17 protein-coding genes and 3 pseudogenes are annotated in these 16334 nt (G+C 66.0%); 10 read left to right on the top strand and 10 right to left on the bottom strand.

From position 1 onward, the window contains the following. Positions 1–159: 159 nt before the first annotated feature. The gene (locus tag ACNKFW_RS06455) at positions 160–618 is read right to left on the bottom strand and encodes an Lrp/AsnC family transcriptional regulator (protein WP_024845418.1); all 459 of its coding nucleotides are present in this window, start codon (positions 616–618) and stop codon (positions 160–162) included. Next, positions 615–1070, bottom strand: coding sequence for an Lrp/AsnC family transcriptional regulator (locus ACNKFW_RS06450; protein WP_024845419.1), 456 nt, complete (start codon positions 1068–1070; stop codon positions 615–617). Before ACNKFW_RS06450 ends, ACNKFW_RS06455 begins: the two co-directional genes overlap by 4 nt. Positions 1071–1197: 127 nt before the next feature. On the opposite strand from ACNKFW_RS06450, the gene ilvC reads away from it, so the two are divergent. Further along, positions 1198–2220 (top strand): ketol-acid reductoisomerase, encoded by a 1023-nt coding sequence (ilvC, locus tag ACNKFW_RS06445; RefSeq protein ID WP_024845420.1) that lies wholly within the window; start codon positions 1198–1200, stop codon positions 2218–2220. 169 nt (positions 2221–2389) lie between these two features. On the opposite strand, the gene ACNKFW_RS06440 is transcribed toward ilvC, so the two are convergent. Further along, complete coding sequence (locus ACNKFW_RS06440; RefSeq protein WP_051419755.1) at positions 2390–3073, bottom strand: hypothetical protein; 684 nt, start codon at positions 3071–3073, stop codon at positions 2390–2392. 474 nt (positions 3074–3547) lie between these two features. On the opposite strand from ACNKFW_RS06440, the gene ACNKFW_RS06435 reads away from it, so the two are divergent. Beyond that, positions 3548–4354 (top strand): hypothetical protein, encoded by an 807-nt coding sequence (locus tag ACNKFW_RS06435; RefSeq protein WP_024845422.1) that lies wholly within the window; start codon positions 3548–3550, stop codon positions 4352–4354. Between the two features lie 54 nt (positions 4355–4408). Here ACNKFW_RS06435 and ACNKFW_RS06430 read toward each other — a convergent pair whose 3' ends face one another. Further along, positions 4409–5674, bottom strand: coding sequence for a CAP domain-containing protein (locus ACNKFW_RS06430; protein WP_024845423.1), 1266 nt, complete (start codon positions 5672–5674; stop codon positions 4409–4411). A gap of 205 nt (positions 5675–5879) precedes the next feature. On the opposite strand from ACNKFW_RS06430, the gene ACNKFW_RS06425 reads away from it, so the two are divergent. Next, entirely contained in the window at positions 5880–6371 is a 492-nt protein-coding gene (locus tag ACNKFW_RS06425) for a hypothetical protein (RefSeq protein WP_231486879.1), read from the top strand. Between the two features lie 59 nt (positions 6372–6430). Further along, complete coding sequence (locus ACNKFW_RS06420; protein WP_418024094.1) at positions 6431–7336, top strand: AAA family ATPase; 906 nt, start codon at positions 6431–6433, stop codon at positions 7334–7336. A gap of 178 nt (positions 7337–7514) precedes the next feature. Here the strand turns inward: ACNKFW_RS06420 and ACNKFW_RS06415 are convergent, their stop codons facing one another. The 3 genes from ACNKFW_RS06415 to ACNKFW_RS06405 form a co-directional block, all read right to left on the bottom strand. Beyond that, a complete protein-coding gene (locus tag ACNKFW_RS06415; RefSeq protein ID WP_211331210.1) occupies positions 7515–8003 on the bottom strand; it encodes a DDE-type integrase/transposase/recombinase in 489 nt (162 codons plus the stop codon). A 199-nt stretch (positions 8004–8202) separates the two neighbouring features. Next, positions 8203–8541, bottom strand: coding sequence for a transposase (locus ACNKFW_RS06410; protein ID WP_147427978.1), 339 nt, complete (start codon positions 8539–8541; stop codon positions 8203–8205). Positions 8542–8971: 430 nt separating this feature from the next. Then, positions 8972–9946 carry a serine hydrolase domain-containing protein gene (locus ACNKFW_RS06405; RefSeq protein WP_418024093.1) on the bottom strand — a complete coding sequence of 325 codons (975 nt, stop codon included), beginning with the start codon at positions 9944–9946 and terminating at the stop codon, positions 8972–8974. Positions 9947–10053: 107 nt separating this feature from the next. Between ACNKFW_RS06405 and ACNKFW_RS06400 the strand changes: the two genes are divergently transcribed. The 5 genes and pseudogenes from ACNKFW_RS06400 to ACNKFW_RS06380 all read left to right on the top strand — a co-directional run. Then, a complete protein-coding gene (locus ACNKFW_RS06400) occupies positions 10054–10350 on the top strand; it encodes a DUF2218 domain-containing protein (protein WP_147428017.1) in 297 nt (98 codons plus the stop codon). Positions 10351–10409: 59 nt separating this feature from the next. Continuing rightward, a complete protein-coding gene (locus ACNKFW_RS06395) occupies positions 10410–12194 on the top strand; it encodes a DNA polymerase III subunit gamma/tau (protein ID WP_418024092.1) in 1785 nt (594 codons plus the stop codon). A gap of 3 nt (positions 12195–12197) precedes the next feature. Next, entirely contained in the window at positions 12198–12542 is a 345-nt protein-coding gene (locus ACNKFW_RS06390; protein ID WP_147428019.1) for a YbaB/EbfC family nucleoid-associated protein, read from the top strand. A gap of 3 nt (positions 12543–12545) precedes the next feature. Beyond that, entirely contained in the window at positions 12546–13148 is a 603-nt protein-coding gene (gene recR, locus ACNKFW_RS06385) for a recombination mediator RecR (RefSeq protein ID WP_024846167.1), read from the top strand. A 189-nt stretch (positions 13149–13337) separates the two neighbouring features. After that, a pseudogene (locus ACNKFW_RS06380) lies at positions 13338–14080 on the top strand (IS5 family transposase); the annotation flags it as partial. Positions 14081–14401: 321 nt separating this feature from the next. On the opposite strand, the pseudogene ACNKFW_RS06375 reads toward ACNKFW_RS06380, so the two are convergent. Beyond that, a pseudogene (locus tag ACNKFW_RS06375) lies at positions 14402–14860 on the bottom strand (ISL3 family transposase); the annotation flags it as partial. 71 nt (positions 14861–14931) lie between these two features. Beyond that, positions 14932–15012 (bottom strand): annotated as a pseudogene (locus ACNKFW_RS06370) (hypothetical protein); the annotation flags it as partial. Between the two features lie 193 nt (positions 15013–15205). On the opposite strand from ACNKFW_RS06370, the gene ACNKFW_RS06365 reads away from it, so the two are divergent. Continuing rightward, positions 15206–15679 (top strand): phage virion morphogenesis protein, encoded by a 474-nt coding sequence (locus tag ACNKFW_RS06365; RefSeq protein WP_024845093.1) that lies wholly within the window; start codon positions 15206–15208, stop codon positions 15677–15679. 147 nt (positions 15680–15826) lie between these two features. On the opposite strand, the gene ACNKFW_RS06360 is transcribed toward ACNKFW_RS06365, so the two are convergent. After that, positions 15827–16273, bottom strand: a complete 447-nt coding sequence (locus tag ACNKFW_RS06360; RefSeq protein ID WP_024845092.1) for an Hsp20 family protein — start codon at positions 16271–16273, stop codon at positions 15827–15829. Positions 16274–16334 lie beyond the last annotated feature (61 nt).

Here is a 16334-nt window from a genome sequence, read left to right as displayed (position 1 = left end):
CGCTCTAGTCCAGCAGGACCAGGCGCCCTTGGCTTTCGGACCCGGCCCGGCGAACTGGGCCAATTGCGCGGCCCGCACCAGCGAATGCGGCACGAGCCCCCCGGACGCATTGCTGTGGCACAGCCGGCCTTTCCGGATGCGCCGGCCGGGGCCGCCGGGCTAAAGCGGCCCCGGCCGGCGCTCTTCGGAAAGCATGACATTGGCCTCGACCTGGCCCACGCCGGGCAGGGTCATGATGCGGCGGCGCAGGATGCGCTCAAAATCGGCGATGTCGCGGGCATGGATGCGCAGCCGGTAGTCGAACTGGCCCAGCACATGCTGCACCACCTGCACCTCGGGGATCGCCGTCACCGCACGTTCGAAATCCTCCAGGCTGACCCGGCCCTTGACCGCCAGGCGAATGCCCAGGAACACGGTGACGCCGAAGCCCAGAGCGGCCTCGTCCACCACCACCCGGCGCCCGGCGATCACCCCGGCCTCGGTCAGCCGCCGGATACGCCGCCAGGCCGCGGGCTGGGTCAGGCCAAGGGCCCGGCCGATCTCGGCCGCGCCGCGCGTCGCATCCTCGGCCAGCAACCGCAGGATCGCAAGGTCGGTGGCGTCTGGCTGAAAGCTCACAGCGGCAGCTCCTGCACATCCTTGATGGTCGAGACCAGCATCAGCGCATCGCTGTCGGCCACATGCGGCAGGGTCAGGATGCTTTCCCGGTAAAGCTGCTGCCAATGCGCCATGTCGCGGGCGATCACCGACAGCCGCAGGTCCACCGAGCCCAGGAAGGTCTGGATCTCGGTCACTTCGGGCACGCGTCGGGCTGCGGCGATGAATTCGTCGAAGGCGCGGGGATGGGTCTTGTCGAGGGTAAAGCGCAGGCTGACCTGCACCTCGTAGCCGAGCCTGCGCCAGTCGATGCGGGTCAGGGTGGCGCGGATCACCCCGGCCTGGCGCATGCGTTCCAGCCGGCGCCAGAGGCTTGCGGGCGTGACCCCTGCCCGCTCGGCCAGCTGGGCGTTCGGGATCTCGGGATCGGCCAGAAGCTGGCGCAGGATGCGGCGATCGGTGGCGTCGAGCATGATTTTTTCACTTTTATCGTGAACTGCACATTATCATAACGATATAGTCGCATTGAACGTGAAAAATGCACACATCTCCGGGAAATCGCCTGTTACAAACCCCTCAGCGAAATGGAGGGAGTTTCCGATGCGCGTTTACTATGATCGCGACTGCGATGTGAACCTGATCAAGGACAAGAAGATCGCCATGCTGGGTTATGGCAGCCAGGGCCATGCCCATGCGCTGAACCTGCGCGATTCCGGCGCCAAGAACGTCGTGGTGGCGCTGCGCGAGGGCTCGGCCTCGGCCAAGAAGGCGGAAGCCGAGGGGCTGAAGGTCATGGGCATCGCCGAGGCCGCCGCCTGGGCCGACCTGATCATGTTCACCATGCCCGACGAATTGCAGGCCGAGACCTATCGCAAATACGTGCATGACAACCTGCGCGAAGGCGCCGCCATCGCCTTCGCCCACGGGCTGAACGTGCATTTCGGCCTGATCGAGCCGAAGCCCGGCGTGGACGTGATCATGATGGCGCCCAAGGGGCCGGGCCACACCGTGCGCGGCGAATACACCAAGGGCGGCGGCGTGCCCTGCCTGGTCGCGGTGCACCAGGATGCCACCGGCAAGGCCATGGACCTGGCGCTGTCCTATTGCTCGGCCATCGGCGGCGGCCGCTCGGGCATCATCGAGACCAATTTCCGCCAGGAATGCGAAACCGACCTGTTCGGCGAGCAGGCGGTGCTGTGCGGCGGCCTGGTCGAGCTGATCCGCATGGGCTTCGAGACCCTGGTCGAGGCCGGCTACGAGCCGGAAATGGCCTATTTCGAATGCCTGCACGAGGTGAAGCTGATCGTGGACCTGATCTACGAGGGCGGCATCGCCAACATGAACTATTCGATCTCGAACACCGCCGAATATGGCGAATACGTCTCGGGCCCGCGCGTGCTGCCCTATGAAGAGACCAAGGCGCGGATGAAGGCGGTGCTGACCGACATCCAGACCGGCAAGTTCGTGCGCGACTTCATGCAGGAGAACGCCGTGGGCCAGCCCTTCTTCAAGGCGACCCGCCGCATCAACGACGAGCATCAGATCGAGAAGGTCGGCGAAAGGCTGCGCGGCATGATGCCTTGGATCTCGAAAGGCAAGATGGTGGACAAGGAGCGCAACTGAGCGCGCCCGCATCGAAAAGCCCCGCCTCGGCGGGGCTTTTTTTTTCGCAGAGCCCCGGGGCAGCCTGCACGCCGCAGCGTGCGATCAGGGGGCAGCCCCGCGGGTGGTTCCAAGGGCCGGGCCCAGGCTCGGCCCCGCAGGGTGGGGCTTGGCTTGCCCATGCGCAGGATCAGCCGTTGCCCTCGCCGCCTTCGCCACCGCCTTCGCCATCGCCGTCGCCTTCACCGCCGTCCGAGCCCGCATCGGACCCGCCATCAGAGCTGTCCGAGCCTTCGCCCGACCCGTCTGTGCCGCTGTCGGCCCCGTCCGAACCCGGAGTTTCGCCCTCCGCATCCCCTTCGGCCCCGTCATCCGTGCCATCCCCGTCCGCACCGGTTTCGTCACCGGCGCCGGGGCCAGCTTCCGTTTCAGAGGCAGCCGGGCCGCCTTTGCCCGATTCATCCGGTGCCGGGCGGAGCTCGACGCCGTCCACCGAGATCAGGCTGCCATTGGCAATGCTGTAAACCAGCTCCGTCGGCCGGCCATCGCGCTGCGCATTGATCGTCAGGATCGGGCCTTCGCGCAGGATATGCACGTCGGTGAACCCCTGCGAGACCAGCGTTCGCGCGATTTCCTCGTCATTGTCGAGCTGTTCCAGCAACGGGTAGCCCGGCTCGAGTACCGCGCCCAGGGGGGTGCTTGGCTCGGTCGCTGCACCCGGCACGATGGCGGTATTGCCCGAGGGCGTCTCGATCACGGTCGTGTCGCCTTCGATCACTTCGCCGCTTTGCGCAAGCGCCGTGGAGCCCATGATGGCGCCAAGCGCCAGGGCCTTGCCGCCGACCAGGGCGGTCGTCAAACTGCGTTTCAGCATGGCTCTTTCCTCCTTCATGCTCATCGGGTCTCAACCCGGCCGGGGGGCAAGGGTTTCGTCACGCCGGATCGCATCGGCGTCATCTGGCACGGAATTTCGGCAGCCGGGAGCCGGGAGCCGCGGCATATCCTGCCTGCGTATCGTTGTCGCACCCCGGCTAACCCTTTTCGGGAATCGGGCGGATGGTGCGACAATGCAGGGGACGGCGCGGCGCCCGCGCGGTTGGCAGCGCCGTCACCCGTCATCGCCCCGATCTGGAATGCCATGCCGCGCAGCGCATTCCCGGCAAGAATAACCGGCACGGTGCGCGAATTGGAAGCTTGCCCGGTGGAACAGCTGCCCAAAAAGGCAGCTTCTCATGCGGAAAGCTGTCGGGCAACACTGGGTCTGTTCGTTTTCCGATTGTCCCTTTGACGGATTGCAATCCGTTATCGATTGTCTGGGAGGTTTGTTGTGAAGAGTGTTCTGTTTGGAATGAAGGCCGATTGGTCGGCCGCTTTGGAGCGCAGCGCGCAATCCGTCGGTATCCAAAGCCAGATGGCGGATCTTCGGCATGCCGATCTGTCCGGCTATGACGCCGTCGTTCCCTTGACCCTGTGGGATCGGGATTTCCTGGATGAACGGCGGATCCGGGGCGACATGTTCAACGCCCTGTTCCCCAGTTCCGCTGCGCAGGAAAACTGCCATGACAAGCTTGCGTTCAACCGGCTCATGGCCGCTGCCGGCCTGGGCGATTATATCCCGGCGATGTTTGGCGATCCCGCCGCTCTTCCGCTTGGCAAGCCCATCATCGTCAAGCGGCGAAAGGACGAATGGGGCAAGCTGTCGCGTATTTGCTGCATCGGCCAGGATGCACCATTGGTTTACGATCCGGACCAGGAATTCCTGCAAGAATATGTTCCGGGAACCGTCGAACTATCCGCTTATCTTTTGATGCGCGATGGCAGGATCGTTTTTTCCCGCACGGCGATATTCGATATGCCGGACATGCCGCATGTGAAAGGCATCAATACCGGCCACCAGAATCTGGCATGGCGGGACGGAACGCGCCACGGGGATCTGTTCACGGAAATCCTGGATACCGTGGGGTTCGCGAACGGTGCCTGCTGCATCGACTTTCGCGAAGTGGACGGCAAGCCGAAGATATTCGAGATCAATCCCAGGCTGGGCGGATCCCTGACCGGCGATGCCGGCAGCTATTTGCAGCATTATCTGCTGGCGGCTTGCGGCACGCGCGCGCGTAGCGCGGCCGATTCCGTCAGGCTGCCGGTCGCCGCCTGACCCCCGGTTTTCCGGACCGGCCCGAACCTCGGCCGGTCCCGCCAAGGAAGGCGGTCAGATCGCGAATATGTCGTCCGCCACCCCCGCCACCGTCAGGTTCTGGCCGTTGATGACGATCCGGTCGCCGTCGCCGAAATCGATGACCACGCCATTCGCGGTCTTTTGCATGTGGTCGCGAATGAAGGCAGCCGGGTTCGCGTCCAGCCTGGCATCGTCGATCAGCAGCCGATCGATGCCGCGCTGGTATCCGTTGATCGTGTCGGCGCCATGGCCGTCGTGGAAGATGAAGGCATCGGCCCCTGCCCCGCCGATCAGCACGTCGTTGCCCGCGCCCCCGATCAACGTGTCATTCCCGTCGCCACCGACCAGGCGATCGTTGCCCGGCTCACCCCAAAGCCGGTCATTGCCTGCACCGCCGTCCAGCGTGTCCTGGCCGACCCCGCCCAAGATGAGATCCTGCCCCATGCCGCCCCAGATCAGGTCGTTGCCGGTCTCGCCGCGCAGCTGGTCGTTCCCCTCGGCGCCGGCCAGGGTATCGTTGCCGGGGCCGCCTTGCAGCACGTCGTTGCCCAGGCCGCCATGCAGGGAATCGAAACCTTCGCCGCCGATGATCCGGTCATTGCCGGGACCGCCGTTCAGCGTGTCGTTGCCGCCCTTGCCATCCATCCAGTCGTTGCCATTCCCGGCCGAGGCGACATCGTTGCGCGCCGTCAGGCGATAATCGTCGTTGCGCGGCGTGCTTTGCGCCGGGCCAGGGGTGACGAAAACCTCGCCGTTGAAGGTCGAGAGCCAATCGGCGCGCGACTGCATCGACAGATCCGCACCGGGATTGGCAACGCGGGTGAAGCTGCCGGTATCGACGCGCACCTGTCCGTCGGTATCGGCAAAGTTCTGCGTCGCCATCAGCACCTTGTAGTCGCGGCCGTTCACGGTGAGATAGCCGACCTCCAGCCCGATGCCGATGAAGGCGGCATCGCTCATGATGTTCTGGTAATGGCCCGGGCTGTTCATCAGGTTCTGGTGCAGTTGGCGGATCTCGTCGCGCAGGTCGGCCTCGCCCTGGATGGTGACATAGGCGATGTTTTCGGCCGTCATCCAGTTGCCCGCCAGATCGAAGCCCGCCGCCTCCATCCGCTCGCGCGAGGACGAGCCGCCCCGGCCGGTATGCGAGAAGACATCCGCCTCAAGCATCCAGCGGCTATGGCCTTCCGAGGAATCGTTGAGCCGTTTTTCGATGGACAAGGCAGGAAGCCCCTGGGCCTGACGGGCCTGGTTGACCAGGCTGACGAAGTAGCGTTCGTTTGCAGATGCAAAGGACATGGTCGGTATCCGCCTCGCGAGAACTCATCTCATAAAATGCAGCTTTCGGGAGCATATCAAAGCGGGGACGAAAGCAGAACCTCGGCTCCGGCGGAGCGGCGGATATCGGCCAGCCGCCCTGCACCCATGGCGGGCGATCGCCAACGGACTGCAGGTCTGCACCTCGAATGTGGGCGAGACATTCTTGGCTATCCATTGATATTAAATGCTCTTCGGAAGAATGACGACCCCGCCAGGACGCCGGGAAGCCATTAATATCAATCCACTAAGCCAGAATGATCCAAACCGCCCCGCTATTGAAGATCAAGAGCTTACAGGCGCGGGCTCCAATAGCATTTCCGGTGCTGCAAAAGAAAATCCCGGCGCGCTGGCGGGCGCAACCGGGACCGATCTGAAAAGCTTTTGGAGCTGGTTTGACCATAACCTGAAACGGCAGATCGCGGCAAGCGAACTTGTGTCGGCGCTGCTGAATTGCGCGCCGGAGGATCGCGTTCCCTTCCTCGAAATCCTGCTGGACCAGCTGCGCCCCGGCTGGCCGCAGTCCTTGTTGATCGACCTCATGCGGGAGGCGCGCTGGTGGGTGACGAATGCCAGCCGGGCCGAGCGCAAGGCATATTGCCTCGCCTGCCATGAGGGCATGCCCGAGGACGACCAGCGGTCCTTCGTGGCTTACATCACAGGGGCGCGTCATGGCTGACGCCCCCCTGCGACGAAATGGCGAATGCACCGGGCGGCCCGCCGAAGGAAGGGCCGACCGTGGTGAACTTCGCGGCCGAGAAGGCCAAGCGCGCCGATCCGAAAGCCCGCAAGAGCCAATTCTTCACCGCGACCATGCTGGACGGCAAGGAGGTGCCGGCGCGCAACTGGCTGGTGCCTAGCCTGATCCCCTCGGGCACGGTCACGCTGCTGACCGGCGATGGCGGCACGGGCAAATCGCTGCTGGCCCTGCAACTCGCCACCGCCTGCGCCCTCGGCAAGCCCTGGCTCGGCAAGACCGTGGCCGGGGGCCGTGCCCTATTCGTCTCGGCCGAGGACGATGAGGACGAGCTGCACCGCCGCCTGGCCGATGTGCTGGATGCCGAGGAGGCGAGCTTCGCCGACCTCGACCAGCTTGCCCTGCGCAGCCTGGCGGGCGAAGACGCGCTGCTGACGGAACTGGACACCCGCACCGGGAAACAGAAGGCCACCGACCTGTTCGGCGAGCTCGACGCCTTCCTGACCGATCTGGCGCCCGCGCTGGTGGTGCTGGACACGCTGGCGGACCTGTTCCCCGGCAACGAGAACGACCGGGCGCAGGCGCGGCAGTTCATCGGCATGCTGCACGGGCTGGCGATCCGGCACGATTGCGCCGTGGTGCTGCTGGCGCATCCGTCCCTGTCGGGCATCCAGAACGGCACCGGCATGTCGGGCAGCACCGGCTGGCACAATTCGGTGCGGTCGCGGCTCTATCTGGAACGGGTGATCCAGAGCGACGACGAACCGAACCCCGATGCCCGGGTGCTGCGCACCATGAAGGCGAACTATGGCCCCACGGGTGCGGAAATCGCCCTGACGTGGCGCAATGGCGTCTTTGTGGCAGACGAGCCTGAAACCGGGCTGGACCGTAGCGCGAGGCACAGCCGAGCCACTCCGCGATCATTGGACGGGCTCTGGGGTGATTGAAGCTGCTCTCTGGCTCTGCCGGTCGGTTTCGCTCTGGTTGACGCAGACCGCGGCGGGCGGCTGTCCGCCATGGGCGGCGCGAGGCCGCTCTGGTGGCTGCAGAAGGCGATCCATCTGCCGGCGCCGGCCCTGGCCTGCGCGCCGGTCTCCCAGGCGTGCGGGTAGGCGCATTCATGCATCAGGGATCGCCGGAGGCGCTCGATGAAGACGGTGTCGAGACAGCGCCCCTGCCATCCATCGAGATGCGGGTGCCGGCCCGTTTCAGCCGATCAACCCAAGCGCAGGACGTGAACTGCGAAGCTCGATCGGCGTTCATGATCTCGGGTGGGCCACAGTGGTGGACCGCCTCGTTTCGGGCCGCAACGCAGAAATCCGCCGCCGGCGTGTTCGAGATGCGCCAGGCCAGCAGCTTGCGGGGGAACCGGTCCATGACGGCGACCGGGCAGAGGCAGCCCCGCCGCATCGGCAGGTCGGCGATGCCGGCGCACCCGACCTGGTCGGGTTGCTCGACCCGCCCCCCCAGCGGATAGGGATAGGTCTTGCGCCCGGGCGCGGGCCTGCTGGCAGCGGGTTTCCGGCGGATCGGCATCAAGCGCATGAGCCGCATCAGCCGCCGGCTGCGCGTGACGTTCACGGCATGGCCTTCGTTGTGCAGGGGCCGGGTCATCTGCTGCACGCCGTCATCTGCTGCACGCCGTAGCAGGGCGTTTCCGGAAACTGCCGGTCGATCAGCCGCATAGGGGCGAGGTTCATCCCGGTCTCGTCCCTTGCTGCGCAACAGGACGCGGACCGCGGGATCGAGGACCGCGGGATCGACAGCAGGCGGCATGGCGCCCCGAGCGACAGCGCGGGACGGGAGCGTTCAATCATCGCGTTCGGGATCGGCCTTGAACCGGTGGCGGCTTCGATCCCTCGTCACTGGCCGGTCCAGGGCCTGGGCTTTCCGGACAGGAAGCGTTGGCGCCGGCCGGCTCCCCGATCCGGGCGTGCAGCGACCGCATCGTGGCCTCATCGATCTCGGCCTTCTTCCCGCCGCGTTCGAAGATGTCCGATGCCCCTTCGAGCAGCGCCTTCTTCCATTGATGGATCATCGTCGGGCGCACGCGGTATTCCGCGGCCAGCTCCGGCACGATGCGCCCGCCCTTCACGGCTTCCGGCGCCACCCGAGCCTTGAAGCCCGCGTCATGGTTCCTGCCTTTCGGCATCGTCCGATCCCCTCGTCCCTGGAGACCAGAAGACGGCGGATCGCAGCTTGCCTCACTGGCCGATTCTCGGCGGATGGCTCAGGCTTCTCGCAAACCTCCGACGAATACGCCGCCGAGGAAGCCCGCGAGCTGGTGCGGCGCTTCACGTCCATGAAGGAGCATCTAACATCGGAATAGGTCGTGGGTTGTGGGCAAAAACAGCCTACAACTTTAGCTATAACATATTGATTTTACGTCAACGGACTTTCGCCATCTTCGCGAACCGGCCAGATTTCGGCCCCATGGTGTCGAACCTCTGACACTTTCCCATGCAAGGCATTGATTTTATTTGGCCAGGAAATGCCCTGGTATCAAGCCCCTTGTCAGCCGTCACCACCGGTCCCCGCGGGCCTCCTCCGGGGTATTTTCGCAACGGAAAAATGGCGGGGGGTTACAGCGCCTGGACCAGCCGGCCGGCCAGCGCATGCAGGTCGCGGCGATAGCCCGAGCGCGCCGAGGGCCGGTCGGGGTCCGAGGTCATGGCGATGGCAACCGGCGACCGGCCCATGGAGCCGGCAGGAAACACATAGATCATCTGCCCGCCATAGCCCCAGCCGTAGCGCACCGGCCGGCCGGCGATACGGCTGATGAACCAGCCATAGCCATAGGCCTCGCCGTTGAAGATCGAGCGGGTGCGCGGCTGCCAGCTTTCCGCGATCCAGCCCGGCGGGATCACCCCCTGCCCGCCCGCGGCATAGGCGGCGCCGAAGCAGAGCAGGCTGCGGGTGCTCATCGCCATCTGGTTGCCGCCCAGATGGATGCCCTGCGGGCCGCGGTCCCAGGCGGCAATGGAAAAGCCGGGAATGTCGAGCCAGTCGCGCGCCAGCGCCAGGGTCGAGCGCCCGGAAGCCCGCGCCAGCATGGCCGAGACCAGATGCGTCGAGGCGGTGGAGTAGAGCATCCCCTGCCCGGGATCGGCGACGAAGGGCGCGGCCAGCGCGGCGCGCACCCAGTTGCGGCTGCTGACCCAGGCCCCGTAATTCGGCCCCGACTGCCGTTCCAGCCCCGCCTGCATCGACAGCAGATGACCCAGCGTCAGCCGGGCGAGGCGCGGGTCGGGATCGGCGGGCAGGTCGGCGCGCAGCAATTCGGCCACCCTCTGGTCGGTGCCGGAAAACAGCCCGCGCGCGATGGCGATGCCGGCCAGCGCCGAGACGATGGATTTCGAGGCCGACTTGATGTTGGTCGGCCGGTCCGGGGTGAAGCCGCCGAAGCCGCGCGCCGCCACCTCCTCGCCGTCGCGCCAGATGGCGATGGCGCGCAGCTGCGGCAGGTCCACCACCTCGAGCATCTCGCGCAGCGCGCCCCGCGCCAGGCACGGCATCGCCAGCAGCGGCAGGGCCAGCAGGATTGAACGTCGCCTCATCCGGGTTATATGGGGGACACCGGGTCCGGGCCGAGCAGGCTCACCCATTCGTGACCCTTTCATGTCCGCCAGCCGCCGCCAGCCGGACCCGCAAGACAGGAAAGCCCATGTCCCAGACCGTCATCCTTTCGACCTGCCGCGTGGCGACCGCGCATGCCAGCCGCTACCTGCAACAGCTCTGCAAGCACTGGGCGCACAAGTTCGAGGTCGAGTTCGACCCGAGCCGCGGCCGCATCGCCATGCCCGAGAACCGCACGGTGACGCTGGCGGCCACGCCCGGGGCGCTGGAGATCCGGCTGGAGGCGCCCGAGGAGACCACCGCGCATATGCGCCACATCGTCGACAGCCACATCGCCCGCTTCGCCTTCCGCGAGGAGTTGGCCTTCGACTGGCAACCGGCCTGAGAGCGGTTGCCGCCCCGGAGCCGGGCCGCTAATCTGCGCCGGTCACGAAAGGCCGGTGCATGAGCGAAGAACAGACCTATCAAGTGCTGGCGCGGAAATACCGCCCCGAGACCTTTGCCGATCTGGTCGGCCAGGACGCGATGGTGCGCACGCTGAAGAACGCCTTCGCGGCGGACCGCATCGCCCAGGCCTTCGTGATGACCGGCATCCGCGGCACCGGCAAGACCACCACGGCGCGCATCATCGCCAAGGGGCTGAACTGCACCGGCCCCGACGGCCAGGGCGGCCCGACGACCGAACCCTGCGGGGTCTGCGAGCATTGCGTGGCGATCTCCGAAGGCCGGCATGTCGACGTGATGGAGATGGACGCCGCATCTAGAACCGGCGTGAATGATATCCGGGAAATCATTGAATCGGTTCACTATCGCGCGGCTTCGGCGCGCTACAAGATCTATATCATCGACGAAGTCCACATGCTGTCCACCAGCGCCTTCAACGCGCTTCTGAAGACGCTGGAGGAACCACCGCCGCATGTGAAGTTCATCTTCGCCACCACGGAAATCCGCAAGGTACCGGTCACGGTGCTGTCGCGCTGCCAGCGCTTCGACCTGCGCCGCATCGAGCCCGAGGTGATGATCGCGCTGCTGCGCCGCATCGCCTCGGCCGAAGGCGCGCAGATCACCGACGACGCGCTGGCGCTGATCACCCGCGCCGCCGAGGGCTCGGCCCGCGACGCGACCAGCCTTCTGGACCAGGCCATCAGCCACGGCGCGGGCGAGACGACGGCGGCGCAGGTCCGGGCCATGCTGGGGCTCGCGGATCGCGGCCGGGTGCTCGATCTCTTCGACATGATCCTGCGCGGCGCGGCGGCCGAGGCGCTGGCCGAGCTGCAGGCGCAATATGCCGATGGCGCCGACCCGATGGCGGTCTTGCGCGACCTGGCCGAGATCACGCATTGGGTCTCGATCGTGAAGATCACCCCCGAGGCGCTGGACGACCCCACCATCGGCCCCGACGAACGCGCCCGCGGCCAGCAGATCGCGGAAAAGGTGCCGATGCGGGCGCTGACCCGGCTGTGGCAGATGCTGCTCAAGGCGCTCGACGAGGTCGGCCAGGCCCCGAATGCGATGATGGCGGCCGAGATGGCGATCATCCGCCTGACCCATGTCGCCGACCTGCCCGACCCCGAGGCGCTGATCCGCAAGGTGCAGGCCAGCGCCGCAGCGGGTGCGTTCAGCCGCAGCGCCGCGCCCCCGATACAGCGCAGCGAGGCGCAGCAAGATGCACCGCAGGCTGCCGCGCCCCGCGCGCCCGTCGCCGCACGGCCCGATGGCAGCGCCGCGGCGCTCGCCGTCTCGCCCGATGCGCTGGCGGGATTCCCGGATTTCGAATCGGTGATCGACCTGATCCGGCGCATGCGCGACATGAAGCTCTTGCTCGATGTCGAGGACCATCTGCGGCTGGTTCGCTATTCGCCCGGCCGGATCGAGTTCCAGCCCACCGAACACGCGCCGCGCGACCTGGCGCAGCGGCTGGCAGAACGGCTGCGCGGCTGGACCGGCGGCCAACGCTGGGCGGTGACCGTGACCTCGGACCCCGGCCGGCCCACGATCAGCGAACGGCGCGCCGAACGCGAGGCCGAGGCCCGCGCCCGCGCCATGCAGAACCCGACCGTGCAGGCGATCTTCGCCGCCTTCCCCGGCGCGAAGATCACCCGGATCCGGCCCATCCCGGTGCCGGTTGCGGTTGAAAAACCGGCGGGCGAGGATACATCCCCGCATGAGCTGACCGAAGGCCCGGTGGCCGAGGTCGAGGAATGGGATCCCTTCGAGGACGAGGATTAGGCGATGTTCAAGGGCCTTGGCGACATGGGCGATCTGTCAAAGATGATGGAGGCCGCCCAGCAGATGCAAAGCAAGATGGCCGAGATGCAGGAGGGGCTGAACCGCCTGACCGTCACCGGCGAGGCCGGGGCCGGCCTGGTCAAGGCCACGGCGACGGCCAAGGGCGAGCTGACGGCGCTCGACATCGACCCCTCGATCTTCAAGGCCGAGGACAAGGAAGTGGTCGAGGATCTGATCCTGGCCGCGATCAAGGACGCGCAGCGCCGGGCGCAGGACAAGGCGGCCGAGGAAATGGCCCGCCTGACCCGCGAACTGGGCCTGCCCGCCGGCATGAAAATGCCCTTCTGACCGATGTCGACCGCCTCCGGCGACGAGATCGAGACGCTGATCGCCACCATGGCGCGGCTGCCGGGGCTCGGGCCGCGCTCGGCGCGGCGCATCGTTCTGCACCTGATCCGCCGCCGCGCCGGGCAGATGGCGCAGCTGGCGGCGCTGATGGCCAGCGTGGCGGAAAACGCCCGCGAATGCCTGGTCTGCGGCAATATCACCCAGGCCGACATCTGCCCGATCTGCGCGGACCCGGCCCGCGCCACCGGCGAGATCTGCGTGGTGACCGAGGTGGCCGACCTCTGGGCGCTGGAACGCGGCCGCGCTTTCCACGGCCGTTACCACGTGCTGGGCGGAAGCCTTTCGGCGCTGGACGAAATCGGCCCGGAAGACCTGCGCATCCCCCAGCTTATCGCCCGCATCGCCGAGGAAAACGTCACCGAGATCATCCTCGCCCTCTCGGCCACGGTCGAGGGCCAGACCACCGCGCATTACATCGCCGAGGCCCTGGCCCCGGCCGGCGTCGCCGTGACCGGCCTGGCCCAGGGGGTGCCGATCGGCGGGGAACTGGACTATCTCGACGACGGCACCATCACCGCCGCGCTGCGCGCCCGCCGCCAGTTCTAGCGGCGCCCGCAGAGCCGGGGCTCTGCCCCGGACCCCGGGGTATTTTTGAAACGGAGAAAGACGCGGGAAGCGAACCCAGGCTGCGCATGACAAAAGGGGCTCCGAAACCGGCGCCCCTTGGCATTCTTTGTTCTCCAAATACTCCGGGCTGAGTTGTGCTTCACTTCTGCACATGCATGAGGAGGTGGGATGGCAGGCTTCGATCTGACGGATCTCGAGCGGGAGGTGATCCGGCCTTTGTTGCCAACGAAGGTGCGCGGCGTGAAGCGGGTGGATGACCGGCGGGCGTTGAACGGCATCTTCTGGCGGCTGCGGACGGGGGCGCCCTGGGCGGACATTCCAGCGCGCTACGGCCCCTATACGGCTTGCGTGAACCGCTTCAGCCGCTGGCGCAAGGCGGGCCATTGGGCGCGCATTCTGTAAGCCGTGTCAGAGGCTTATGACGGGAAAGTCCAGATGATCGACCCGTCCTCGATCCGGGTTCACCAGCATGGGGCGAACCGCCCGAAAAAGGGGGGCGATCCCGTTGCATGGGGCGCGCGCGCGGTGGGCTGACCGCGAAGATCCACGCTGTGGTCGATGCCCGCGGCCGCCCGATCCGCCTGAACCTGACCGAAGGCCAGGCGCATGACGGACGCTCGGGGAACGATATGGTCGGGTCCATCGGCGCGGGCCGGATCCTGCTCGCCGGCCGGGGCTACGACCGCGACCGGCTGCGCGATAGGCTCGCCGAACGCGGTGCCCGGGCCAATATCCGTCCCATACCGACCCGGAAACGCTTTCCTCCCTTCGATCCGGTTCTCTGCCGCGCCCGCAATCAGATCGAACGGTTCTTCGGCAAACTCAAACATTTCCGGTCCATCGCAACGCGATACGACAAGCGAGACGACAACTTCCTCGCATCCGTACAACTCGCCTCCATCCGCATATGGTTGCGGAGATATGTGTCGGAACCAGGGTGTCAGGCTGTTCTGCCGAAGGCGGAAAACGTCTTCACCCTCGCCGCGAAGCACGCGACGGACGAGCCCACGGCTGAGGCCGGTGATACGGAGGATCCGCTTGATGGGCACGCCTTCCCGTCCCATGCGCTGGATCAGCGCGTTGGTCGGCTGGCGCCTCTGAAACCCTTGATATTGCAGCCGCTCTGCAGCGGTCAGGATGCCAGGGTCGAGGTCGGCATGATAGGCCACCTTGCGGATTTGCGACATCGCGCGGCGGACTGCGGACAGGAACGCATCGCTTGCGTTCTGGAGAAGGTGCCAGCGGTCGGCGACCTGTATGGCGTCCGGAAGAGCTTGTGAGATTGCCCGGCCATACCCGCCATTCCGATCTCGCGCGACAATCTCGATCTGCGGATGACGTCGCAGCCAGGCGGCCACGGTCGCGGGCTCGCGATCCGGCAGGAGGCCGATGACAGCGCGGCGCTTGGGATCACAGACCGGGGTGCCGTAGCGCCGCCCCTTGCGCCACGCCCAGTCGTCAAGGCCGACGACACGCGGTCGCGGAAACGGCGCATTCGCCGGTCGCACCGCGCCTCGCAGGAAGGTGTCTTTGCTGACGCGCAGCAGAATGCGACGCCCAAGTGCCTGGGCAGGTCGGCCCCCATGGCCCGACCAAGATATGCAACGATATCCTGGAAGCGGCCCGTTCGCCGACCATGCGGCTGCGCGAGAGAAACTGGGACTGCCTCGCCAAACGTCTTGACCGGGCATTGCGCAATCAGACATCGGAACCGCCGAACCGAAAGGCGCAGCTGAACAGTTCGGCCGTGGACGGGCAGATCTGCGAGACTGCGGACATAGCGCCCATGTCGGCGCGCCGACCGCAAGCCGCACCCGGGACAGAACGCTTCGGACCGGATCATCTCCGCATCAACCGAAATCACCGCGCCGTCCACCCTGTATCCGGTTGCGCGCACACCCTCAGGCAAGAGCTTGGCATCGCAGCGTGCCGGCATGATGTCCACCTCCTTGAACAAACACACCGAATGTAGAGCGGACGCATACGGACATCACACAATCTGCGTCAGAGCCAGTTTTGCGCGCCGAAACACAGCCGTGCTTAAAATCGAGATCAACGACACAGCTATTTGCCGAGCATTCCAGGGCATAGAGCAAGCATTGACGGATACCTCCGGGCTGATGAACGACCTCGGGGATTCTTTGCTTGCCTCAACCACGAAGCGTTTCAAGGCCGGCATGACGCCGGAAGGAACACCCTTCGTGCCGCGTTCGCCAGTGACGCCTGGGCGCTACGGCAAGGCAGGCGATCGCTACGGAAAGAAGCCTCTGTGGCGGAGCGGTGACCTTTACTGCAAGATCCATATGCAGGCCAAGAAGGACGCCGCCACGATTGGGTCAAACGCCATTCAGGCGGCAATGATGCAGTCCGGTGGTCGCAAGGCCGAATATCCAAACCTCTGGGGCGACATTCCAGCCCGGCCCTTCATCGGCTTTTCTGATGAAGATCGTGGCGACGTGCTGGAAATCATCGACGAATGGTTGCAACGGGCCGCTGGTTCGCCCGGGTAGTGTGGCAGCCAAATTCGCCACACCCCCCGGACTATCGCCTGTAATCGGTTATTCCCACCTGATCCCCCGAATAACAGGCTCAAACCTTTTGACACCGTAGATCAGAGGTTTTGACACATGACAGCCCCCGCGTCCTTCAGCCGAAGCTCAGGCGTCCAGCTTTTCCACCGGCTTCGCCGGCTTGGCGATCTCGATGCGGCGCGGCTTCAGCGCCTCGGGAATCTCGCGCACCAGGTCAATGTTCAGCATGCCGTCCTCGTGGCTCGCCCCTTCGACCCGGACATGGTCGGCCAGGGTGAAGCGGCGCTCGAAGGCGCGGGTGGCGATGCCGCGGTGCAGGTAGCTGCGGCCCTCGTCCTCGGCGGCCTTCCGGCCCGAGACGATGACGGCCCCGTCCTTGACCTCGACATTCAGCTCGTCGGCGGAAAAGCCGGCGACGGCGATCGAGATGCGATAGGCATTCTCGCCGGTCTTCTCGATGTTATAGGGCGGGTAGCTGGCGATATCGGCCGAGAGCGCCCGGTCCATGACATCGGCCATGCGGTCGAAGCCGACCGAGGCACGGTAAAGCGGAGTCAGGTCGAAATTGCGCATGTTTCGCATCCTTCTTCAAGCGATACAAAGGCTTGCCCCCCGGTCCGGGCGGGCAGGTCCG

This window comes from Paracoccus sp. TD-10, assembly GCF_048270675.1.
GTDB lineage: Bacteria > Pseudomonadota > Alphaproteobacteria > Rhodobacterales > Rhodobacteraceae > Paracoccus > Paracoccus pantotrophus.
This window is presented reverse-complemented; position numbering and strand designations above follow the sequence as displayed.

What these genes read in the sequence shown, in the direction of transcription:
- ACNKFW_RS06390 (WP_147428019.1), top strand. Translation starts at nt 12,198, where the DNA reads ATGTTCAAGGGCCTTGGCGACATGGGCGATCTGTCAAAGATGATGGAG.
- ACNKFW_RS06395 (WP_418024092.1), top strand. Translation starts at nt 10,410, where the DNA reads ATGAGCGAAGAACAGACCTATCAAGTGCTGGCGCGGAAATACCGCCCC.
- ilvC (WP_024845420.1), top strand. Translation starts at nt 1,198, where the DNA reads ATGCGCGTTTACTATGATCGCGACTGCGATGTGAACCTGATCAAGGAC.
- ACNKFW_RS06450 (WP_024845419.1), bottom strand. Translation starts at nt 1,070, where the DNA reads ATGCTCGACGCCACCGATCGCCGCATCCTGCGCCAGCTTCTGGCCGAT.
- ACNKFW_RS06405 (WP_418024093.1), bottom strand. Translation starts at nt 9,946, where the DNA reads ATGAGGCGACGTTCAATCCTGCTGGCCCTGCCGCTGCTGGCGATGCCG.
- ACNKFW_RS06400 (WP_147428017.1), top strand. Translation starts at nt 10,054, where the DNA reads ATGTCCCAGACCGTCATCCTTTCGACCTGCCGCGTGGCGACCGCGCAT.
- ACNKFW_RS06440 (WP_051419755.1), bottom strand. Translation starts at nt 3,073, where the DNA reads ATGCTGAAACGCAGTTTGACGACCGCCCTGGTCGGCGGCAAGGCCCTG.
- ACNKFW_RS06425 (WP_231486879.1), top strand. Translation starts at nt 5,880, where the DNA reads ATGCTCTTCGGAAGAATGACGACCCCGCCAGGACGCCGGGAAGCCATT.
- ACNKFW_RS06360 (WP_024845092.1), bottom strand. Translation starts at nt 16,273, where the DNA reads ATGCGCAATTTCGACCTGACTCCGCTTTACCGTGCCTCGGTCGGCTTC.
- ACNKFW_RS06430 (WP_024845423.1), bottom strand. Translation starts at nt 5,674, where the DNA reads ATGTCCTTTGCATCTGCAAACGAACGCTACTTCGTCAGCCTGGTCAAC.
- ACNKFW_RS06435 (WP_024845422.1), top strand. Translation starts at nt 3,548, where the DNA reads ATGAAGGCCGATTGGTCGGCCGCTTTGGAGCGCAGCGCGCAATCCGTC.
- ACNKFW_RS06410 (WP_147427978.1), bottom strand. Translation starts at nt 8,541, where the DNA reads ATGCCGAAAGGCAGGAACCATGACGCGGGCTTCAAGGCTCGGGTGGCG.
- recR (WP_024846167.1), top strand. Translation starts at nt 12,546, where the DNA reads ATGTCGACCGCCTCCGGCGACGAGATCGAGACGCTGATCGCCACCATG.
- ACNKFW_RS06415 (WP_211331210.1), bottom strand. Translation starts at nt 8,003, where the DNA reads ATGACCCGGCCCCTGCACAACGAAGGCCATGCCGTGAACGTCACGCGC.